General features: G+C 68.2%; 28 protein-coding genes and 1 tRNA gene. 9 read left to right on the top strand and 20 right to left on the bottom strand.

Translation table 11 applies throughout. The features are described from left to right. Positions 1–20 precede the first annotated feature (20 nt). The 13 genes from FVE25_RS42130 to FVE25_RS42070 form a co-directional block, all read right to left on the bottom strand. Positions 21–329 carry a hypothetical protein gene (locus FVE25_RS42130; RefSeq protein ID WP_157253116.1) on the bottom strand — a complete coding sequence of 103 codons (309 nt, stop codon included), beginning with the start codon at positions 327–329 and terminating at the stop codon, positions 21–23. Next, positions 326–592, bottom strand: coding sequence for a hypothetical protein (locus FVE25_RS42125; protein WP_157253115.1), 267 nt, complete (start codon positions 590–592; stop codon positions 326–328). Before FVE25_RS42125 ends, FVE25_RS42130 begins: the two co-directional genes overlap by 4 nt. Further along, positions 589–1,215, bottom strand: a complete 627-nt coding sequence (locus FVE25_RS42120; protein WP_157253114.1) for a hypothetical protein — start codon at positions 1,213–1,215, stop codon at positions 589–591. The genes FVE25_RS42125 and FVE25_RS42120 overlap by 4 nt, the downstream gene beginning before the upstream one ends. Further along, the gene (locus FVE25_RS42115; protein ID WP_157253113.1) at positions 1,212–1,703 is read right to left on the bottom strand and encodes a hypothetical protein; all 492 of its coding nucleotides are present in this window, start codon (positions 1,701–1,703) and stop codon (positions 1,212–1,214) included. The genes FVE25_RS42120 and FVE25_RS42115 overlap by 4 nt, the downstream gene beginning before the upstream one ends. After that, entirely contained in the window at positions 1,696–1,965 is a 270-nt protein-coding gene (locus FVE25_RS42110; protein WP_157253112.1) for a hypothetical protein, read from the bottom strand. Before FVE25_RS42110 ends, FVE25_RS42115 begins: the two co-directional genes overlap by 8 nt. Further along, the gene (locus FVE25_RS42105; RefSeq protein WP_157253111.1) at positions 1,965–2,168 is read right to left on the bottom strand and encodes a hypothetical protein; all 204 of its coding nucleotides are present in this window, start codon (positions 2,166–2,168) and stop codon (positions 1,965–1,967) included. Before FVE25_RS42105 ends, FVE25_RS42110 begins: the two co-directional genes overlap by 1 nt. Next, positions 2,165–2,578, bottom strand: coding sequence for a hypothetical protein (locus FVE25_RS42100; RefSeq protein ID WP_157253110.1), 414 nt, complete (start codon positions 2,576–2,578; stop codon positions 2,165–2,167). Before FVE25_RS42100 ends, FVE25_RS42105 begins: the two co-directional genes overlap by 4 nt. Then, positions 2,575–2,721 carry a hypothetical protein gene (locus tag FVE25_RS42095; RefSeq protein WP_157253109.1) on the bottom strand — a complete coding sequence of 49 codons (147 nt, stop codon included), beginning with the start codon at positions 2,719–2,721 and terminating at the stop codon, positions 2,575–2,577. Before FVE25_RS42095 ends, FVE25_RS42100 begins: the two co-directional genes overlap by 4 nt. Further along, a complete protein-coding gene (locus tag FVE25_RS42090) occupies positions 2,718–3,095 on the bottom strand; it encodes a hypothetical protein (protein ID WP_157253108.1) in 378 nt (125 codons plus the stop codon). The genes FVE25_RS42095 and FVE25_RS42090 overlap by 4 nt, the downstream gene beginning before the upstream one ends. Then, positions 3,092–3,520, bottom strand: a complete 429-nt coding sequence (locus FVE25_RS42085; protein WP_157253107.1) for a hypothetical protein — start codon at positions 3,518–3,520, stop codon at positions 3,092–3,094. Before FVE25_RS42085 ends, FVE25_RS42090 begins: the two co-directional genes overlap by 4 nt. 247 nt (positions 3,521–3,767) lie before the next feature. Beyond that, on the bottom strand, positions 3,768–4,478 hold the full coding sequence (locus FVE25_RS42080) for a BRO-N domain-containing protein (protein ID WP_157253106.1): 711 nt from the start codon (positions 4,476–4,478) through the stop codon (positions 3,768–3,770). Next, positions 4,475–4,951 carry a hypothetical protein gene (locus FVE25_RS42075; protein ID WP_157253105.1) on the bottom strand — a complete coding sequence of 159 codons (477 nt, stop codon included), beginning with the start codon at positions 4,949–4,951 and terminating at the stop codon, positions 4,475–4,477. Before FVE25_RS42075 ends, FVE25_RS42080 begins: the two co-directional genes overlap by 4 nt. Continuing rightward, positions 4,948–5,169: a helix-turn-helix transcriptional regulator gene (locus FVE25_RS42070; RefSeq protein WP_157253104.1), complete on the bottom strand. Its 222-nt coding sequence runs from the start codon at positions 5,167–5,169 to the stop codon at positions 4,948–4,950. The genes FVE25_RS42075 and FVE25_RS42070 overlap by 4 nt, the downstream gene beginning before the upstream one ends. A 150-nt stretch (positions 5,170–5,319) precedes the next feature. Between FVE25_RS42070 and FVE25_RS42065 the strand changes: the two genes are divergently transcribed. The 4 genes from FVE25_RS42065 (at position 5,320) to FVE25_RS42050 (ending at position 8,688) form a co-directional block, all read left to right on the top strand. Continuing rightward, positions 5,320–5,739 carry a helix-turn-helix domain-containing protein gene (locus tag FVE25_RS42065; RefSeq protein ID WP_157253103.1) on the top strand — a complete coding sequence of 140 codons (420 nt, stop codon included), beginning with the start codon at positions 5,320–5,322 and terminating at the stop codon, positions 5,737–5,739. 274 nt (positions 5,740–6,013) lie between these two features. Continuing rightward, the gene (locus FVE25_RS42060; RefSeq protein ID WP_157253102.1) at positions 6,014–6,313 is read left to right on the top strand and encodes a hypothetical protein; all 300 of its coding nucleotides are present in this window, start codon (positions 6,014–6,016) and stop codon (positions 6,311–6,313) included. Then, the gene (locus FVE25_RS42055) at positions 6,310–7,068 is read left to right on the top strand and encodes a hypothetical protein (RefSeq protein WP_157253101.1); all 759 of its coding nucleotides are present in this window, start codon (positions 6,310–6,312) and stop codon (positions 7,066–7,068) included. Before FVE25_RS42060 ends, FVE25_RS42055 begins: the two co-directional genes overlap by 4 nt. 96 nt (positions 7,069–7,164) lie before the next feature. Further along, a complete protein-coding gene (locus FVE25_RS42050; RefSeq protein ID WP_157253100.1) occupies positions 7,165–8,688 on the top strand; it encodes a tyrosine-type recombinase/integrase in 1,524 nt (507 codons plus the stop codon). Between the two features lie 128 nt (positions 8,689–8,816). Here FVE25_RS42050 and FVE25_RS42045 read toward each other — a convergent pair. Then, positions 8,817–8,891 (bottom strand) — tRNA-Val (locus FVE25_RS42045). 424 nt (positions 8,892–9,315) lie between these two features. Here FVE25_RS42045 and FVE25_RS42040 point away from each other — a divergent pair. Together FVE25_RS42040 and FVE25_RS57170 are read left to right on the top strand one after the other, a co-directional pair. Then, complete coding sequence (locus tag FVE25_RS42040) at positions 9,316–9,732, top strand: SsgA family sporulation/cell division regulator (RefSeq protein WP_020547189.1); 417 nt, start codon at positions 9,316–9,318, stop codon at positions 9,730–9,732. A gap of 213 nt (positions 9,733–9,945) precedes the next feature. Further along, positions 9,946–10,200, top strand: a complete 255-nt coding sequence (locus FVE25_RS57170) for a DUF6011 domain-containing protein (protein WP_425489524.1) — start codon at positions 9,946–9,948, stop codon at positions 10,198–10,200. Here FVE25_RS57170 and FVE25_RS42035 read toward each other — a convergent pair. Together FVE25_RS42035 and FVE25_RS42030 are read right to left on the bottom strand one after the other, a co-directional pair. Then, positions 10,173–10,622, bottom strand: coding sequence for a lamin tail domain-containing protein (locus FVE25_RS42035; protein ID WP_157253099.1), 450 nt, complete (start codon positions 10,620–10,622; stop codon positions 10,173–10,175). The two genes, FVE25_RS57170 and FVE25_RS42035, sit on opposite strands and share 28 nt — an antisense overlap. A gap of 82 nt (positions 10,623–10,704) precedes the next feature. Further along, on the bottom strand, positions 10,705–11,889 hold the full coding sequence (locus FVE25_RS42030; protein ID WP_157253098.1) for an alpha-hydroxy acid oxidase: 1,185 nt from the start codon (positions 11,887–11,889) through the stop codon (positions 10,705–10,707). Positions 11,890–11,931: 42 nt separating this feature from the next. Here FVE25_RS42030 and FVE25_RS42025 point away from each other — a divergent pair, with 42 nt between their 5' ends. After that, the gene (locus FVE25_RS42025; RefSeq protein WP_157253097.1) at positions 11,932–12,525 is read left to right on the top strand and encodes an HD domain-containing protein; all 594 of its coding nucleotides are present in this window, start codon (positions 11,932–11,934) and stop codon (positions 12,523–12,525) included. Positions 12,526–12,547: 22 nt separating this feature from the next. Next, positions 12,548–13,021, top strand: a complete 474-nt coding sequence (locus FVE25_RS42020) for a hypothetical protein (protein WP_157253096.1) — start codon at positions 12,548–12,550, stop codon at positions 13,019–13,021. Here the strand turns inward: FVE25_RS42020 and FVE25_RS42015 are convergent. The 3 genes from FVE25_RS42015 to FVE25_RS42005 are packed head-to-tail and all read right to left on the bottom strand — an operon-like array spanning position 13,009 to position 14,601. Then, complete coding sequence (locus FVE25_RS42015) at positions 13,009–13,743, bottom strand: maleylpyruvate isomerase family mycothiol-dependent enzyme (RefSeq protein ID WP_157253095.1); 735 nt, start codon at positions 13,741–13,743, stop codon at positions 13,009–13,011. The genes FVE25_RS42020 and FVE25_RS42015 overlap by 13 nt on opposite strands. A gap of 27 nt (positions 13,744–13,770) precedes the next feature. Further along, positions 13,771–13,956: a hypothetical protein gene (locus FVE25_RS42010; protein WP_157253094.1), complete on the bottom strand. Its 186-nt coding sequence runs from the start codon at positions 13,954–13,956 to the stop codon at positions 13,771–13,773. A 48-nt stretch (positions 13,957–14,004) separates the two neighbouring features. Continuing rightward, complete coding sequence (locus FVE25_RS42005) at positions 14,005–14,601, bottom strand: DUF305 domain-containing protein (RefSeq protein ID WP_246268303.1); 597 nt, start codon at positions 14,599–14,601, stop codon at positions 14,005–14,007. 82 nt (positions 14,602–14,683) lie between these two features. On the opposite strand from FVE25_RS42005, the gene FVE25_RS42000 reads away from it, so the two are divergent. Beyond that, positions 14,684–16,117: an LVIVD repeat-containing protein gene (locus tag FVE25_RS42000; RefSeq protein WP_246268301.1), complete on the top strand. Its 1,434-nt coding sequence runs from the start codon at positions 14,684–14,686 to the stop codon at positions 16,115–16,117. On the opposite strand, the gene FVE25_RS41995 is transcribed toward FVE25_RS42000, so the two are convergent. Beyond that, on the bottom strand, positions 16,114–17,985 hold the full coding sequence (locus FVE25_RS41995) for a serine/threonine-protein kinase (RefSeq protein ID WP_157253092.1): 1,872 nt from the start codon (positions 17,983–17,985) through the stop codon (positions 16,114–16,116). The two genes, FVE25_RS42000 and FVE25_RS41995, sit on opposite strands and share 4 nt — an antisense overlap. Positions 17,986–17,996: the final 11 nt, after the last annotated feature.

The raw sequence follows: 17,996 nt of genomic DNA, 5'->3' as shown, positions 1-17,996 counted from the left end.
CTCGACTTCCGTGGACTCACTCACTTGTGCTCGTCTCCCTCGTCGTTGGGGGTGTCCAGGGGCTTGATGTGGCGGGCCCACACCTTGGCGTCGGTGCGCGACAGGGTGTTCCGCGCGGTGGCCTCCCACGCATGGCCGGTCCAGGCGCCGCGGCTCTTTCGGATGCTGGTGGCCAGGTTCTGAACCTCGACGTAGTGGCCGACCAGGATGAGCGCCCACTCACTGGACCGCTTGATCAGCCCGTCCCGCGTGGGCATCCATTTGTCCTGGGCTGCTTGGGCGCCGGGCGGCGGCGGGTCGCCGAACACCGGCTCCATCGGCGCGCTCACGTGTCCTGCTCCTTGAAGTAGCCGAGGTTGTCGGCGAAGGTCATCTCGTCCTCAGCCGGGTTCGCCGGGTCACGCGGGATCAGGCGCGGCTGCTTGGGCCGGGAGTGCTCCACATGCGCGGCCACGGCGCCGGCGTGCACCTCGCGCTGGTTGCCGTTGATGCGGGACTTGAGTTCGCCGGAGACGGCCATGGCCAGCACCTCGTGCCAGGTCAGCCGCATCCGGACCGCGGCGTCAGCGAGGGGCATCCAGACGTCTCTCATGACGCCCCGCCCTCACCGATGCGAGCGGAGATGGCCGGCAGCACGGCGGTCTGGTACCAAGCGGTGGCCTCGAAGCCGCCGGAGCACAGATCGATCAGTCGCTCGTAGCCGGAGTGGACGTCGCCGGTGAATTCGTTCTTCCACAGCCAGCGGACAGTGCGCTCATCCAGCCACTGCCCGAGCTCAGCCACCAAACGGGCGTGCAGGTCGCCGCAGCCTTCGCCGTTGTCGCCGCGATAGCCGTACCCGGTGTCGAACGAGATCTCCAGCCAGCAGGCGGGCCTATGGTCGGAGCCGTCGCAAGGTCCGGACTCCTCGTCGTACCAGGACCCGCCAGGCAGGTTACAGATGTCCTCATCGTGGGCCGCCGCCTGCTCCGCCGAACGGAGCGGTACGCCAGGTCGATAGCTCACGTCGAGCAGCGCGCACAATCCCTGACCGGGCTTGTTCCAGATCCACCATGAGTTGCCGGGTTCGACGAAACTCTCGCCGCTGCGCCAAGTCTTCTGCTGCTCGTCGGTAAACCGGGTGTTCTCGGTGGCGCCGATGAGCTGGTTGCACTTCAACCAGACGTCCTTGTAGCTGATCTCATCGAGGACGTAGACGCGGGTGTCGAGGGTCATGACGCGCCTCCCGCCTGCACGAACCGCGCGTTGTCGGGGAACCGGTGACGCCACTTGGGCGGGATCGGGCCCTGGTACCACAGGTCTTTGGTGGACACGGCCCGGCCGTCGAAGAAGGCGATGTTGAAGGTGCGGCCAGCGAAACCTGAATGCTCGGCCGGCTTCCCGCCTTTGCCGATCACGTAGTGGGTGCCGTCGACAACCACACGCCTGGACGGGTCGTCGCGGTCGCGCTCTCCGCCGGGACCCCAGAACCAGTCGTGGTCGTCCTGGGACTCCACCGCCGACAAGGTGAGCGTGTACACCGTGTTGGAGCCGTCCGGCTGCTTTACGGAGTAGGTGGCCAACATGGTGCTCGTCGCGCCGTCCACGGTGAACTCGCCGATGCTCCGGCTGGTGCCGGGCGTCTCCTTGGGGAGTCCGGCCACGATGGCGAGCACGCCGTCCCACAGGGCGGACTGGACGCAGGGGTGCTTGGGCTTAGGCATGGTCGGCTCCCGCCTGCTCGGCGAGCTTGCGGAAGGTCTCCAGCCGCATGCCGCCCATCTGCACGGCCGCCGACAGGATCGCCTTCAAGAGGCGCTCGCCCTGCCCATGCACGATCTCCAGGTCCGGCCCGATTCCTCGCGAGCCATGCACGACGTACAGGCCGGTACGGGAGGTGAGCGGCGAGTGGATCTCCAGCGCGAAGCCGAAATACCGCAGCGCCTCCAGGTAGTAGCGGGATGTCCCGCTGACATCGACGTCCACTACGCCACCTCTCCCGCCTGCTCGGCGAGACGGGCAGCCTCAGCCTCCTGCGGAACGGGGTAGAGGATCGCGGTGAGCGCCTCGACGCTCTCCCAGCACGAAGGACACACGTAGACGATGCCGCAGGCGCTTCTCTGCCTGGCGTCGTGGCTGTCGCAGCCCGCCACCTCACACAGACGGCCCGTCGCCGCGAGCGCGCTCATGACGCCGCCTCGGCAGGTGTGCGCGGGGTGCCGTCCAGGTCGAACGCCAGCGCGTACTGGACGTCCTCGACCATGCCGACGACGACCTTCCTGCACACCTTGTCAACGGTGGTGTACACCTTCACGTGCAGCGGCCCAAATCCGATCTTCACGCCGCCGTGATTGCCGTCCACCCATTCCTTGACTTGGGCGCCGAAGGCGCGCCCCCGTCGCGCGGCGTCCAAGATGAACTCGACCGGGTCTGCGGCGGTAGGCGGGACGATGTTCGTGTACCGCCCCAGATAGACGCTGGCCCGCTTGGCCAAGTCCGGGTTCGCGGCCAGAAACGCGGCAACCTGCTCGTAGGCGCGGGCGTACTCCAGCGCCGTGGTGACGGACTTGAGCGACTCGGAGCCCGTGGTGGTGCTCATCGCGTACCTCCTGCACGCTCGGCCAGACGGGTCTCGACGTTGAGGACAATCTGCTGGTAGGCACGAGGCGAACGGCGCTTGGGCCGCTCCCACAGCGCGGTCTGCGCGGCCACGTCGTGCAGCTCGGGGATCGGCGTGTTCATGCCTGCTCCTCCATCCACGGCGCGGCGGCCATAACGTGCTCCGGCGGGTCTGCGATCACGTCGTGGATCTGCTTCGGCAACAGCCACTGCTCCCTGCCCGCCACTTCGATGCGGACCGCGACGTTGGTCCGCCGCAGCGCGACCAGGACCTTCAGCCCGCGCAGCCAGCCGGCCAGTTCGATCGTGTGCGCGTCGACGTGCTCGAGTCGCGGCAGCGTGTTCATGGCGTTCGCCCAGAGGAGTGCGGCCTCGACCGACACCACCGGGTACACGCGGCGAAGCTGAGTGCCTGACGTGGGCGGCGTCAGCTCCGGGTGGCGCCGCAGCAGGGCCAGTGCCAGCTCCTCGCCGGCCAGGTACTCCTCGACGGTCATGACTCGTCCTCCGGGGCTGGCGCGTCGGCCGGGTAGATGTGGTGGGCCCACTCGCCCAGGTCAATCACCTGCAGCAGCTCGTCCGGGAGGCGTATCTGCACGACTTCGAAAGCCGTGCCGTACTTGGTGGTGGCGGGCACGTCCACCACCGGGACTCCCCACAGCACGAGCCTGGCCAGGAGTCCTTCGACCCGGCCCGCCAGCTCGAGCCGGTACTGGCTGACGTGAGTGATCCGCGGCCCGGTCATGATGCGGACCCACTTGACCGCGTTCTCGCACGCGCTCAGACCTGCCAGTTCCACGCTGACCGGGGTGTTTTCGCAGCGGCCGGTCTCCGGCCGCTCCAGTTCGGGGTTGGCCTCCAGCAGGTCCGCGAGGCGCCGAAGACCCCTGATGTAGGCGGCCCGTTCTGGGGTTAATCTCATAGTTGATGCGCCTGCTCTCTCTTCGATGCTCGTGAGCGGGTGGGTCACAGGCCCTCGTCCGGACGCCACCGGGCGAGCGGCCACTTAGCTGGTCAGCGACACTGAGTGCACGGAGCGCCAGCGGGCAGGACATGTCCTTTGCCGCAGACCGACGTGTTGTCCGTACGGGCCGCGACCTTGTCCTTGAAGACCTTCTTCGGGCTCAGCGGGCGCGGCTTGAACGGGAGAACGTTCGACTTCTTCGCCATCACGAGGCACCGCCCTCGATCGCGAAGAGGTCGCCTTGCCGATGTCCGGCCGCTATCTCGCGGTTCTCCGGGCCGAGGACAGCGCGCAGCTTGCGCTTGGTCTCCCGGTAGTGGAACCAAAGAGCGGGGACGCAGTGGCGAAAGACCAGGTAGGCGCTGCCGGTCCACCAGAAGCAGTCGGAGAACGCGGCCTTTGGCTCGAACTGCTGGTTCAGTACTCCGGCGGCCATCAGCGTGCGGCGAAGATCCACGACCCCAACTCGGACCCGATACTCCTGGCGGATGACCGTGCAGGTCTCCTTCCAGGTGAACGCGTCCGGCTTGAATGGGTCCTCGCCGAGTTCCGGGCGCGAATCAGGGAGTTCGTACCTGCCAGTCCGGCGGATCGCCGGCAACACATCCCGGTACACCCAGTTCTGAAAGCGGATCACCTGATCGCGAACCTCTGCGGATTTGATCCGCTTCGGCTGTCGCTGCCCGATAGCCCGGTAGAACCCCGATTCGGTGACGTGCCAGATCTCCTGATCTCCACCAGGGGTACACGCTGTCGTGTACCCCTTCTCGTCGTCGGGCAGAGACTCGACCAAACGGAAGGCGTCCCGCATGCCGAGCGCTCGCGCAAGTCCCGGTGCCTCGACGATGAAGGAGTCGCCCTCTTCTCGGACGCGGAGCTCGAACTCGCCGTTGCTAAAGAGTTGGATCTCGGTCATCGCCGCCTCCGCCCTGGCTTGGCCACCAACGGGGCCACCAGGCTGGCGGCACCCACTGGTCGCAGGCGATCGCGTCCGACCCGAGGCTTCGGCGTCGGCACCACCTCCGGGCGCCGTTGACGAACTTCGGGCTTGGCGGAAGCTTCGGGACGCTTCTCCCCCATCTCGACGATCTCGGCGACCATCGCATCGGTGAATCGATAGCCCTTGTCACCGACGGGTGACTTGATCGACGGCCATCGTCCGAGCCAAGCCATGCGGACAACAGCGCGCGGGTCGCAGCCAAAAAGGGCGGAGAGGCAATGCTTGGTGTGGAGCCGCTTCTGACAGGGGCAGTAGATGCGGACCTGACTGGTCATTGGGTTCTGGCAGTTCCGGCAGGCTGTCCGGTCTGGCTCGTTCTTGGTGCCGCAGTTCGGGCAAGTAACCATGTCCGGCCTCGGCGGATTCGGGAGCCGCTCCGCCGGCGTCATGCGTCCACCTCGACCTTCTGGAGGTCGATGTCCAGCCCGAGGATTCGCGACAAGGCCAGCCGTAGCGGCGGGTAGGGCATGCACTTGCCGCTTTCGATCTTGGAGATGTGGCTCTGCGAGACCTGCACGCCTTCGGCGGCGATGGCTTCGGCCAGGTCAGCCTGGGTCCATCCGCGCTTCAGCCGTTGTTCTCGGATAGGTGTTGCGCGCTTGGGCATGACTTGAAGATAACCGTACATACCTAAGGTTGCAAGAGGTTACGACAAGCTAGGTAAGGCTGACATGGCAACTTGACTACAGACTCCACATACAGGTTTCTTGCATCCTCAGTTATGCTGCGCTGGATACACCAAAGGGAGAGAGCCGAGATGCAGCCGCACGCGCAGCTCGACGAGGCCATGAATCAGCGACGCCTCGAACTACGCCTCACCTGGAAGCAGGTGGCCGAACGCGCAAGAGTCTCCACCGAGTCCCTCTCTGCGATCAGGCGCGGCCGATACCGGCCTGCGGAGCTCACAGCACGAGGGATCGAAGATGCCCTTCAATGGGAGTGGGGAAAGGTCTACGAGATCCTTGGCGAAAGCCCGCAAGCCGCAGAGGATCCACCGGCGACAGAGCCGGACACCGAGGAGCGTTCGGCTGCCACGCCGGCACTAGAGGCGATCCTTGCTGCCATCCAGCAGGACCTTGCCAACCTTCGAGGCGAAGTGCGCCAGCTTAGGGAGGAGGTTGCAGCCGATAAGGACGCGGAGCCCGACAACGGGCACAACGACCTCAAAACGGGCTAATGGCGCCATTGCGGCATAACAGTTTTAACCAAATGCAAAGAGTCACGAATGGATCACAGACGTCATAAAGCTCTGGACTGACCAGCGTTGACAGACGTCCTATGTAACCCCGACACCCCAGGCGAGGGAGACCCAGCAAGGTCCAGCTCCGTACCACTAGGAGGTGGCCGTGGTGGCATCCCCCACTAATGGCACAACCGAAACCACCCTCATCAACCGTGTACGACGGACAGCGCTCAGTCTCGTACACCGAGTCAAGCGCGACGAAGAACTCGTGGCCGAGATCCACGAGCACTACGAACAGCGCAACAAGGACGACGCAGCAAGAATCGTGGGGGCTGCGTCGCCCGGCCCTGATCCAACCGGGTACAGGGAGAGCGCACCCGATGAGTTCCGCGAGGTGCTCCGGCGCACCAAGGGGGAACAGCACCACCTGCCCGTCCACGTGGACGGCAACGTCATCCAGCTTGTCCTCAACTCACGCGGCACGGATGACCCTGCCAATGAGGACGATCTGTGGCGATGGGTGGTCAGGCGCGTCAGGCAGAGCATCAAGCCGGGGGAAGCAGCATGAGCGATGACGAAAACAAAGACAGCGACAACATCGACCGATTCCCCGACCACGAAGACATGCCCGAAGAGATCGCAGCCATCGGCATCCCCGAAGGCGACAAAGGCGAGCTCCACATCATCATCAACAAGAAGGAAGGACACCGGCGAAGCGCCTACCGTTTCCTGCGGCCGGGCGTCCTCATCCCCGCAATCCTCAGCGCCGCAGTTGAGCCGATCGTTCGTCGCATCCGAGAGCATCAGATGGCCGCCGCCGTTGCCGGGACCGCCGTCGCGTCCACGGCCGCGGTAATCGGTATCGGCGCCGTGCTCGAACGCCACGGCGAGCCTCTGGCCCTGCCGACCCCGCCCGCCCTCGCCATCACGATGCCACCCCAGACCGTCACTGCCACCATCTCCACACCGACCAGGACACGGATCACGACTAGGCCAGCCCGCACGCGGCCCCTTGCGCTCGTGCCCGTGCAGTCTTCACAGCCGCCAGCGCAGGAATCTTCGGCGCCGGCGACGAGCAGGACGTTAGCCCCGACTCGCTCGAACCTGCCTCCGACTCGCGACTCGTCCCCCACCGAGCCGCGCGTCGAGAGCGACGGCAGACCCAATCCGCCGCCGTCTCCTCCACCCAGCGCCTCAGCACTGAGTCCAGCGCCGGACCCAACCCGTCCGTCGGCATCGAGCCCCGCGGCGGCGGTGGATGCGCCAGACTGCGCAATCCAGGTAGACCTCAACCCTCTGCTGGAGGTCTGCCTGCTCTCCTGATCCCCCCGACACCGAGGACGTCCCATGGGCTGGTCCGAGAAACGAGGCAATTTCTGGCGTGCCCGCTGGCGCGATCCCAGCGGGAAGACGCAAGGCATGTCCGGCTTTCTGACCGAGAAAGCTGCTGACAAGTACTGGCAGGACATGGAGTCCGACGTCCGGAACAACCGATACGTGGACCCCAAGGCCGGAATGATCCTCTTCGAGGAGTACGCGAACCTCTGGTACGCATCCCTCGACCTTGAACCAACCACCATGACGAACTACCGCTACTACCTGGAGCACCACATCCTGCCGTTCTTCTCGGGGCGAAGCCTTGCGGCAATAGCCCAATCCCGCGAGGAGATCGACGGGTGGGAGCGGGACCTGATGCGGGTGGACGGTTACGCCGCCCGCACCGCCAGAGACGCCCGGGTGACGCTGGCCACGTGCCTCGGTGCGGCGATCCCGCACCGGATCCAGTTCAACCCAGCTGTCAAGGAGAAGGCGCGGGGCAGGCGCGGGCTTCGACGCGTGGAGCAGATCCGGGCACAGCAGAAGACTAAGGATGTTCTTACACCGCTTGAGGTCGTCCTCTTCGGTGAGCGCGTGGCGGCGCTCACCGGCCAGGATGACGACCTAGTCCGGGAGTTGCTGTACGCCTTTAGCGCGGTGCGTTGGGGAGAGGCGCTTGCCCTCGGACCCAGATATCTTACCGAGGACGGCCGCTTGAACATCGAGGAGAAGCTGTACGAGCTGAGCGGCCACTTCTACCGGGGCATCCCCAAGGACGGCTCGATACGGAAAATCGACCTACCGCCGCTGCTCCTCGGCCTTCTCGCTGAGCTTAAGCCTCGCCGATGTACATGCAAGAAGCGGCTACCAAGGCCAGGCGACCCCGCCTGGTGTCAGGGCGGCGAGTACCTCTTTCTTGGGCCCTACAACGGGCACCCTCGACGTTCGAACTTTGGCCGGGCGGCTATCCGCCCGGCCGCCGACGGCTGGTTCCCGGAGGAGGGCGGCAAGAATCCACGGCCCAGGATGCCCGTGATGGTGGACCTGTCCCAAGGGTGGCCCGGGGTACCGGTTGTCCCCTGGCCCGCCGTAGAGGATGGGCTGCCATGGGTGCCCCCTCGCCTTGCGGAACGCAGCCGAGGCCGTAAGACTCTGCCGGCTGACACGCCGCTCGCCGTCTGGCTGCCCTTCCGCAAGATCGAAGAGGAGTCCAAAGGCACCAAGGTATCGACCCACCTACTCCGGCACACGGCCTCGACATGGAATGCCGAGGACAGGATCCCGGACATCATGCGAGACGAGCGTATGGGGCACAGGAGCGCCGACGAGGGCCGGGCCCAGGCAGAGATGCGTGATCATTACACGCACGCCACCGAGCTCATGCGGGCTGATGTCGTCCAGACCCTGCAGCAGCGCCTGGAGACGGCGCTGATGCAACGAGCAGAATTGGAGCGGCTCTGGGCGGAGGAAGGCATCCCGCGACGCTCCACCGTCCCTCTCATGAACAAACTCCTGGAGCCGTTCCGGGCGGCGACTCTCACCTCGGTTTCGACGCCGTTGATTCCGCGGCTCGGTGGCAGGCGATCCCTGAGGCGCGCAAGCGGAAGGGCTAGCAATGCGGGGTAAGCCGATCTTTACTTCTGGCGGTGCCGCACACCCATTCCAAGATCGCGGCTCCCATTTTGCTCCCAGAATCAGACATTCCAGACAGCGAAAGAGGCCGCCTCCCGACCGGGAAACGGCCTCCGACCTGCTGGTGGGCGATACTGGGATCGAACCAGTGACCTCTTCGGTGTGAACGAAGCGCTCTCCCGCTGAGCTAATCGCCCGCCCGTCGGCCCCTCGCGGTGCCGACGGGGAAAACCATACCGCACTTCCCGACCACCTGGCGAAGCGATAGCGTCGGCCACGCGGATTCGGGGGAAACGCGGTGGTTGCCCGTCGTCGTGGTGGCTCGTTGGCATACCATCGTCGTGTTCCGGAAGGCGGTGATCGTGATCTTTCGCCCGATAGATGCCGAGGGCGCGCCGAGATGGGCTCTACAGCTCGCAAAACCCTCGCAAACATAGCCCGGTTGGTACCGTTTAGCCTGGTAGATGCCTAAATGTCCTGCTGTGATGTGCGTTACAGAAGGCCTCAGGAGCGGAATCTTTCCTACAGGTTTCTTCGTTCCGCGTCATAGCTCAGGACGAAGTCCGTCAGAGCAGTAAGCCCCGAAGAGGGGACCCTACGACGAAAAAGGTTTGGCTGACGATGAACAGCACCACCGTCTCTGCCGAGCTTGGCCTTCGGCTTGTGGTCCCCGACCGTACGACCGTCCCCCTGCTCGCCGGACTGAGCTACACAGCCGACGATCCGTATGCCATCCGCATGGCCTTCCACGTAGGGAACGACGAACCGGTCGAGTGGATCTTCGCCCGCGAACTCCTGACCGTAGGCATCGTGAGGCGTGTCGGCGACGGCGACGTGCAGGTCTGGCCTGCCCGCGCCGACGGCGAGCGCACGCTCCACATCAGCCTGACGTCACCGTTCGGGCAGGCGCTCTTCGAAGTCCCGCTGGCACCTCTCACCGAGTTCCTGCACCGCACCTACGAGAAGGTGCCCGCAGGCCGGGAGACCGATTTCATGGACCTCGACGCCGAGCTCACCAACATGCTCTGGCCGTCCTGACCTCCACCCTGCACACCGACTCCGCCCTCGACACCGACACCTTCGCCACCGGCGCCGCACTCCCCCACCTCGCGGTCTCGCCGCCTTCTCTGAGCGCCCGCCCCGCCGCAGCTCCGGGCCCGGGTCGCAACCTCTCCCTGTCGCTTGTACGGCTCGCGCCGTTCGCACGACGCGGGCCGTACCAGCGTGACCGGAAGTCGCCGGCGTGACAGGATGACAAGCGCCGTGCACCTTTTCGACCTGGACCTCAGCGAACCGGCCACCCGCCAGCACGTGGTGCGATGCCGGGCATGCCGCCACGTCCTGCGCAATCCCGAGTCCCGCTGGGCGAGAATTGGCCCAGAATGTGCGGAACGCTTGGGTTTGACCAGACGGAAGCCGGTGCGCATCCGGGCGGCCGCCAATCGGTGGGCGTGCGACGGCCAGCTCGATCTCCTCGCTCAGAGGCAGGACAACCAGTCCCGATAGCTCGAGTTGTACGAGCACGAGTCGACCAGCCTGCCGCTGCGGTTCCTGACGTAGGCGGTGTCCTTGTCGTTGTTCCACACGTAGGCACGGCGGCCCCAGTACACCGTGCCGGCGCCCGAGTCCCCCTGGCCGGTGCGCAGGGTCAGCGTCCTGCCGGGCCGGAGCGTCTGGCCGGGCTCGAAGGTGTAGCGGTAGCCGGTCTTGTCGGCGATGCTCCAGCCTTCCAGGTCGACGGCGGCCCGTGTGGTGTTCCTGATCACGACGTACTCGCCGTTGAGCGAGGCGTTGCCGCGCCGGTCCGTTCCCGGCGAGTCGTAGAAGATCTTCGCGAGCTGGATCGCCGGGGCGGCCGCCTGGGCGGGCGCCGCGATGACGCCCAGGGTCAGGGCGCAGGCGAGTAACAGGGCGTTGGAACGATTCAATGAAGGCCCCTCCACAAGAGTTGGGACTTAGGAGACGCCCTGGGCCCGAGAGGAGTTGGCCCCCGAAACTGGCCGGATGCGGTCACGGACGCAGGCGGGCCACCGAGGGGTCGAGGGTGCCGCCGAGCAGCTGAACGGTCCGGCGCAGCTCGGCCTCGAAGATGTGCAGGACCCGGTCCACGCCCGCCTCGCCGCCGGCCATCAGCCCGTACAGGTAGGCGCGGCCGACGAAGCAGGCCCGCGCCCCCAGGGCGACCGCGGCCGCGACGTCGGCTCCGCTGCGGACGCCGCCGTCGAGGTAGACCTCTGTCCGGTCGCCGACCTCGGCCACCACCTCGGGAAGCAGTTCCAGGGGCGTGGTCGCGCGGTCGAGCTGGCGCCCTCCGTGGTTGGAGACCACGATGCCGTCGACGCCGGCCTCCACCAGCTTCACCGCGTCGTCCACCCGCTGCACGCCCTTGACGAGCAGCCGGCCGTTCCAGATCGAGCGCATCCACTCCAGGTCGGAGAAGGTCACGCCGGGGTCGAACATGCGGCCCGTGATGCCGGCCAGATCGCTGCCGCCCATGGAGGCGAAGGTCAGCGGCTCGCTGGTCAGGAAGTCGAACCACCAGGCGGGATGCCGGGCCGCCTGAAGGGCGCTGCGCCAGCGCAGCCTGGGCGGCAGCGTCATGCCGTGCCGTACGTCCCTCAGCCGCGCGCCCGCGACGGGCACGTCCACGGTGACGACCAGCACCTCCATCCCGGCGTCGCGGGCCATCTCGAGGGCGGCGCGGCTGCGGTCGCGCTCGCGGGCCACGTAGAGCTGGAACCAGTTCCAGCCGCCGGGCGCCGCGCGCGTCAGGTCGGCCGCGGTCGTGGTCCCCATGGTGGACAGCGTGTACGGCAGGCCCGCCCGCGCCGCGGCCCGCGCGACGGCCTTTTCCCCGTCACGGTGCATCATCCGGGTGAACCCGGTCGGCCCGAGGATGAGCGGCATGGCGATCTCCCTGCCCAGCACGCTGGTGGCCAGGGAGATGTCGCCGACGTCGCACAGGACCCGAGGCAGGAACTCCACCCGCCGGAACGCCCTGACCGACCGTTCCAGCGCCACCTCGTTCTCCGCCGCGCCGTCCACGTAGTCGAAGACCAGCCGCGGCGCCCGCCGCCTGGCCAGGCGCCGGATGTCGCGGAGATCGGCCGCCCCGGCCAGCCGATCCTCCCTGGTCAGAGGCGGCATGACCGCTTTGAGATCGCGCCAGCGGGGAATCCGGCGTTCATCACCCATCCGCCCATTAGACAACATATTCCCCCGCGATACCGTGGTTTCATGATCGGGGATCTGATCGACTCCTCACCGGCCGCGCACGCGCTGCGGGCCGAGCTGGTGGCCCGCTGGTCGGAGCCGCACCGCCACTACCACACGCTGGATCATTTGCACGCGGTCCTCGCCGCCGTCGACGACCTCGCTGACCTGGCCGAAGACGCGGCCGCGGTACGGCTGGCGGCGTGGTTCCACGACGCCGTGTACGACGGCCGGCCGGGCTGGGACGAGGAGCGCAGCGCCCAGCTCGCCCAGCGCCGGCTGCCGGGGGCCGGGGTGGCGGCGGCGCGGGTCGGCGAGGTGGCCCGGCTGGTCCGGCTCACCGCCGCCCACGACACTCTGCGCGACGACGACGCCAACGGCGCCGTCCTGTGCGACGCCGACCTGGCCGTGCTGGGGCGTCCGGGGTACGCGGCGTACGCGGCCGCAGTTCGCAGGGAGTACGCGCACGTGCCCGACGACCTGTTCGCGCAGGGCCGGGCGGCGGTGTTGCGGCGGCTGCTGGCCGTACCCCGGCTCTATCGCACCGAACGCGCCCGTGAGCTGTGGGAGGAGCGCGCCCGCAGGAACATGACCGCCGAGCTGGGTTCGCTTGCCTAGCTCTCTGTGACACGATCGGCACGTGAGCGAAGGATTAGGCGCCGACGCGCAGGTCCAGCATCTGAGGGCGGAGATCGAGCGGATCATCGCCGAAGCGCAGGCGCAGGCCGGCCAGGCGCGCTGGTGGAGCAGTTTCTGGCGGGTCGCCCATATCGTCCTCGGCCTGCCCGCGGTGGTCCTGGCCACGTTGTCGGGCGCGACCGGGCTCTCGTCGGCCGACGCGCGCATTCCGGCGGCCGTGCTCGCGCTGGCCGCGGCGGCGCTGACCGCGGGGGCGGGGTTCCTGCGCAGCGACGCCCGCGCTTCCGCCTCGCGGGCGCGCAAGAACGCCTGGTGGCAGCTCGAGGCCGAGGCCCGCATGGTCCTCGCCCGCGATGGGTACGGCCAGGCCGCGCCGCTCGTCGAAGGGCTGCGTCACCTTCTCGACCAGCGCAAGGCGGCCCTTGACGCCGGGGGCGACGACGCCAGTCCGGCGGAGGAGAATCAGACGGCGTAGTTGCGCAGAACGCCCAGGGCCGCGGCGGCGTGCGGGCCGGTGGCCTTCAGCGTGGAGTCGGCCGGAGCCAGGCGGCGGGCGCCCACCAGGCAGAACTCGGCGGCCGGGCCGGTGATGTGAGAAGGGGCGGCCGGGTCGCCATACCTCCATATGTCGCCATCCGGGCTGGTGAGCCGGCAGAAGACGGGCTCCGGGGTCAGGCCGACGACCGTGAACGCGTACGGCAGGGTGCGGTGGCCCAGCCAGGCGATGTGCCGCAGGCGGCCGGTGGCCGGGTAGTCGATGGCCAGCGGGGTCACGATGTCGTAGGCGTGGGCCCAGTGCTCGGCCAGGCGGGTGGTGGCCAGGGTGCTCGGGGAGAGGGTCCCGGCGACCCAGCTCAGCCGCCGGTCCTTCGGGTGGCCGGCCAGGGCGCCGGGGGTGGCGGTGGCCGCTTCGCGCCAGCGGGCCAGCAGGTCGTCCGGGGCGATGGCGCGCTCGGCGGCGACGAAGGTGGCCGCAAGGGAGTCGACGTCGTCGGTCCGGTCCGGGGTGAAGGTCGTGTTGTGACCGGCGAGGGAGGCGAGGACCAGTTCCTCGGTCTGGGCCAGGTGGAGGACGACGTCCAGGACGGTCCAGCCCTCGGCGGCCGAGGGAAGCGACCATTGGGCGGGGGTGAGCGCGGCCAGGACGGCGTCCAGTTGCCGGTATTCGGCGGCCAGATCGCCGAAGATGTCCGTCATGATCCCACGGTACCGAATTTTGTTCGGTCAGGCGGCGGGATGCTCCTTGAGCTCGGCCAGATCGACGCCGTGCTGCTGAAGTTCGTCCACGTTGGCGACGTAGCCGCGGAAAAACGTTTTGCCCTCGACGCGTCGCGACACGCGCAGCAGCGGCTTGTCGTCGACGACGACCGCCTCCACCTGCATACCGTCAGGTGTGCGCCAGATTGCCATGGCACAACCCTAGAGGCAGGAGTCTAAAGAGCAGGTAATACGGACATGTCAGCTTTGGGCCTGGCGCATCCGGGCGATCTCGATGCTCTGCCCGGAGTAGACGTCCCTCGCCATCATCCGCATCCGCTGGTCGGTGCCCTCACGCAGCGCGGCGGCGGCCATCGTCAGCGCCCCTTCGTGGTGCCGGATCATGAGGCGCAGGAACATCCGGTCGAACGCGCCGCCGCGGGCCGCGCGCAGCGCGTTCATCTCGGCCGGGCCGGCCATCCCGTTGGCGGGCCGCGTGTGGTCGTGTGACTGCGGTACGGCGCGGCCGAGGTCGCTCAGCCAGCCCGACATGATGCGGATCTCCGGTTCCTGGGTCAGCGCGATCTGGCCGGCGACCCGGCGGACGGCCGGGTTCGAAGTTCGCTCGGCGACCAGCCCGGCCATCTCCAGGGCCTGGCGGTGGTGCGGGATCATGCCCTCGGCGAACCGGACGTCGGCCGCGGACGGCTGCTGCTCGGGCTGCGGCAGGCGTTCGCCGGGCGTCGCCGTACGGCCGGGGGATCCGGGGGCGCGCGGGACCAGCACGGGCGCGTCGGAGCCCACGGGGGTGGGGGCGCCGTCCGCGGCGGAGCACGCGGCCAGGGCAAATGTCAGCACAACTGTGATGGGAAGAAGACGCGTCCGGAACTGTGCTGACATAGCTTCCATACTGGGCCAAGAAACGCAAAGGAGAGCGCGCGTGATCTCAGCGAAGCTACGGACGGCCGTTGCGGGTGCGGCCCTGATGCTGGCGGCGGCCTGCGCCGGGACACCGGTGGCGAGCCCGGCCCCCAGCGCCTCCACCGCGCAGACGGACCAGCCGGCGTCGGCTTCGGCTTCGGCTTCGCCGAGCGGCGGCGCGTCCTCGGCGGGCAGCGAGGACGTCAAGACCAGCGGCAACGTGAAGCTGGTGGCCAACGTGCCGCGGGCCGCGCCGCTGGATGGCCCGATGAGCTGGAACTCCGACCTGGCCTTTCAGGGGAAATACGCCTACGTCGGGAACTTCGCCGGGTTCACGATCTACGACATCAGCGACCCGGCGCGGCCGCAGACGGTCAGCCAGGTGTCCTGCCCGGCGCAGCAGAACGACGTCTCCGTCTACGGCGACCTGCTGATCCTCTCGATCGACGAGCCGCGCAGCGGGGAGACCTGCGACTCGCGCAGCGCCGGGCCGGACCGGGACGGCGCGTGGGAGGGCCTGCGCATCTTCGACATCAGCGACAAGAAGAACCCCGCCTACGTCTCGGCGGTGCGCACGGACTGCGGCTCGCACACGCACACGATGGTCCCGGGCAAGGACAAGGAGAAGCTCTACGTCTACGTCTCCTCCCCCGGCCCCGAACCGGACTCGAAGACGTGCCCGCCGCCCCACGAACTCATCCAGATCGTAGAAATCCCGCTTAAGGAACCTAAGTCCGCAAAAATCGTCGCGAAGCCGAATATTTTCCCTGATGGGCAGGGCGACGGCGCCTTCGCCACCGGCTGCCACGACATCACCGCCTACCCCGAAAAGAACCTCGCCGCCGCGGCCTGCTTCGGCGACGGCGTCCTGCTCGACATCGCCGACCCGGTCAAGCCCAAGGTGCTCCAGCAGGTCCGCGACACCGAAAACTTCCAGATCTGGCACTCGGCGACGTTCAACAACGACGCCACCAAGGTCGTCTTCGCCGACGAGCTCGGCGGGGGCGGCATGCCGACCTGCGACAGCAAGACGCCGAAGACCAAGGGCGCCAACGCCATCTACGACATCGCCGGCGGCAAGCTGGAGCGCCGCGGTTACTTCAAGATGCCGCGCGAGCAGACCGCCGGGGAGAACTGCGTCGCCCACAACGGCTCCCTGCTGCCCATCAAGGGCAAGGACGTGATGGTCCAGGCGTGGTACCAGGGCGGCGTGTCCATCTGGGACTTCACCGACTCCGCCAAGCCCCGCGAGATCGGCTTCTTCGAACGCGGGCCGGCAGGGGGCCAGAACGCCATCGCCGGATCCTGGTCGGCCTACTACTACAACGGCTACATCTACTCCAGCGACATCCTCAAGGGCCTGGACGTCATCCAGATCGACGACCCGCTGACCGACCCGGCCAAACAGGTCACCATGGACGACTTCAATGTCCAGACCCAGAAGTCGTACTAACCCGGTCTGGCGATCTCCTCCACGCGCCATTTCGCGTAGCGGATCTCGTACGTGTGCGAGAGGAGATCGCCGCCGCCGGGCAGCCGCACGTTCCAGGCCAGGTCCAGGGAGCGGGGGCGGTCCCGCTGGTCCAGCTTCAGCGTCCACGACAGCGTGGTCTTCTCCAGCTGCTCCCGCGTGGTCTCCCCGTTCTCGAAGACCCTCCACAGGCGTTCCGGGGCGTCGGTCGTGGTCAGGGAGCCGGTGTAGGTACGGCCGGCCGACTTGAGCTGGCCGGTGGCGCGGGCCAGGCCGATCAGGTTCCGGATCGAGGCCATCTCATGCGCCATGTCGGCATAAATCATGATGGGCGTGGCCTGGTAGTCGGTGACCGGTTTGCCGTTGACGAAGTCTTCGCCGTCGAGCGTCACGACGCGCGCCGACAGCTTGGGCACCGGGTGTTCGGCGGTCACCCGCATGTCGGCGCGGCTCTCGGAGGTCTGGGCGGCATAGGAGACGCGGCCGTCGGCCACGGTGTGCCAGGTGCCCTGGGCGAGGCGGCCGTCGAAGGTGAAGTCGGCCAGCGGAGCCAGCGCGACCGCGGTCTGGACCGCGTCCGCCAGTTGCCCCGGTGCGGGCGGCCCGCTGAGAGGAGTCCCAGTGCCTGCCTGGGGCGTCGTGCCCTGGGGAGTGGTGCCCTGCGTGCCCGGGGTGGGCCCGTCGCCCACCGGCTTCTCCCCCGTGCCCTGGCCGCCGCGCCACAACACCACACCGGCCGTCACGGCCGCCGCCGCGACGGCACCGCCCGCCGCCAGCAGTGCCCGCCGTGACACCCCCTTCCGCGGTACGGCACCGCCCCCGGAACCCGGAGCGGTGGTCACGGGGGAACCGGGCGGGCCGGTAACCGCAGAGGGCCGGCGGCTGAAGGGGGTGCCACCCGGCATGGCCGTGGGCGCAGTTGGGGCGCCACCCGGCGGGGGCGGGGCGCCGCCGGGCGTGGCCTGATGCGCGGCTGGGCCACTGCCCGGCGGGGCCGGGCCACTGCCCGGCGCGGCCGGATGTGCGGCTGCGGTGCCCTGGCGTAAGGCGGCCTCCTGCCAGGCGGCGTCCGGCGGTTGGCCGCCGGGTGCTCCGCCTCGGCCGGGTGGCGCGGTGGCGGGTTCGCCCAGGAGTTCCAGGAGGAGGTCGCGGGCCGTCGGCCGGGTGGCCGGGTCCTTGGCCAGGCAGCGGGTGACCGTACCGCGCAAAGGTTCGGGCAGGTCGCCCAGGTCGGGCGGGGCGTGCAGGATGCGGTAGGCGATGGCCGCGAAGGTGTCCATGCCGAAGGGCGGGCGGCCGGTGGCGGCGAAGACCATGGTCGCGCCCCAGGCGAAGACGTCCGCGGCGGGACCAGTCTCGCCTCCGGTGAACTGCTCCGGGGCCATATAGGGCGGGGTGCCCGAGGTGCCCTGGGTCTGGGAGATGTCCACGAGGCGGGCGATGCCGAAGTCGATCACGCGGGGCCCGTCCGGCCCCATGAGGACGTTGGCCGGTTTGAAGTCGCGGTGCACGACTCCGGCCCGGTGGATGGCGGTCAGGGCGGTGGCGGTGCCGATGGCCAGGCGGGTCAGCGCCGGCCCGCGCAGCGGCGCGGCCCTGGTCAGCGGGGGCCCGTCGATGTATTCGCCGGCCACATAGGGAGGATCGTGGTCAAGGTCGGCGAACAGCACGCGAGCCGTACAGAACTCGTCGACCTGACGGGCTGCGGCGAGCTCGCGTTCGAAGGCACGGTCCACGTGGGGCACGACCTTGACCGCGGCGAGCTCGCCGCGGTCGTCCCGCCCCAGGTAGACGATGCCTTGCCCGCCTCGCCCCAGTTCGCGGAGGATGCGGTAGGGGCCAATCTGCACGATGCCTCACA

This window comes from Nonomuraea typhae, assembly GCF_009760925.1.
GTDB lineage: Bacteria > Actinomycetota > Actinomycetes > Streptosporangiales > Streptosporangiaceae > Nonomuraea > Nonomuraea typhae.
This window is presented reverse-complemented; position numbering and strand designations above follow the sequence as displayed.

Excerpts from the sequence above, each read along its gene's own strand:
- FVE25_RS42125 (WP_157253115.1), bottom strand. The coding sequence starts at position 592 with ATGAGAGACGTCTGGATGCCCCTCGCTGACGCCGCGGTCCGGATGCGG.
- FVE25_RS42120 (WP_157253114.1), bottom strand. The coding sequence starts at position 1,215 with ATGACCCTCGACACCCGCGTCTACGTCCTCGATGAGATCAGCTACAAG.
- FVE25_RS42115 (WP_157253113.1), bottom strand. The coding sequence starts at position 1,703 with ATGCCTAAGCCCAAGCACCCCTGCGTCCAGTCCGCCCTGTGGGACGGC.
- FVE25_RS42105 (WP_157253111.1), bottom strand. The coding sequence starts at position 2,168 with ATGAGCGCGCTCGCGGCGACGGGCCGTCTGTGTGAGGTGGCGGGCTGC.
- FVE25_RS42100 (WP_157253110.1), bottom strand. The coding sequence starts at position 2,578 with ATGAGCACCACCACGGGCTCCGAGTCGCTCAAGTCCGTCACCACGGCG.
- FVE25_RS42095 (WP_157253109.1), bottom strand. The coding sequence starts at position 2,721 with ATGAACACGCCGATCCCCGAGCTGCACGACGTGGCCGCGCAGACCGCG.
- FVE25_RS42090 (WP_157253108.1), bottom strand. The coding sequence starts at position 3,095 with ATGACCGTCGAGGAGTACCTGGCCGGCGAGGAGCTGGCACTGGCCCTG.
- FVE25_RS42085 (WP_157253107.1), bottom strand. The coding sequence starts at position 3,520 with ATGAGATTAACCCCAGAACGGGCCGCCTACATCAGGGGTCTTCGGCGC.
- FVE25_RS42080 (WP_157253106.1), bottom strand. The coding sequence starts at position 4,478 with ATGACCGAGATCCAACTCTTTAGCAACGGCGAGTTCGAGCTCCGCGTC.
- FVE25_RS42075 (WP_157253105.1), bottom strand. The coding sequence starts at position 4,951 with ATGACGCCGGCGGAGCGGCTCCCGAATCCGCCGAGGCCGGACATGGTT.
- FVE25_RS42070 (WP_157253104.1), bottom strand. The coding sequence starts at position 5,169 with ATGCCCAAGCGCGCAACACCTATCCGAGAACAACGGCTGAAGCGCGGA.
- FVE25_RS42065 (WP_157253103.1), top strand. The coding sequence starts at position 5,320 with ATGCAGCCGCACGCGCAGCTCGACGAGGCCATGAATCAGCGACGCCTC.
- FVE25_RS42055 (WP_157253101.1), top strand. The coding sequence starts at position 6,310 with ATGAGCGATGACGAAAACAAAGACAGCGACAACATCGACCGATTCCCC.
- FVE25_RS42050 (WP_157253100.1), top strand. The coding sequence starts at position 7,165 with ATGTCCGGCTTTCTGACCGAGAAAGCTGCTGACAAGTACTGGCAGGAC.
- FVE25_RS42040 (WP_020547189.1), top strand. The coding sequence starts at position 9,316 with ATGAACAGCACCACCGTCTCTGCCGAGCTTGGCCTTCGGCTTGTGGTC.
- FVE25_RS57170 (WP_425489524.1), top strand. The coding sequence starts at position 9,946 with ATGACAAGCGCCGTGCACCTTTTCGACCTGGACCTCAGCGAACCGGCC.
- FVE25_RS42030 (WP_157253098.1), bottom strand. The coding sequence starts at position 11,889 with ATGGGTGATGAACGCCGGATTCCCCGCTGGCGCGATCTCAAAGCGGTC.
- FVE25_RS42025 (WP_157253097.1), top strand. The coding sequence starts at position 11,932 with ATGATCGGGGATCTGATCGACTCCTCACCGGCCGCGCACGCGCTGCGG.
- FVE25_RS42015 (WP_157253095.1), bottom strand. The coding sequence starts at position 13,743 with ATGACGGACATCTTCGGCGATCTGGCCGCCGAATACCGGCAACTGGAC.
- FVE25_RS42010 (WP_157253094.1), bottom strand. The coding sequence starts at position 13,956 with ATGGCAATCTGGCGCACACCTGACGGTATGCAGGTGGAGGCGGTCGTC.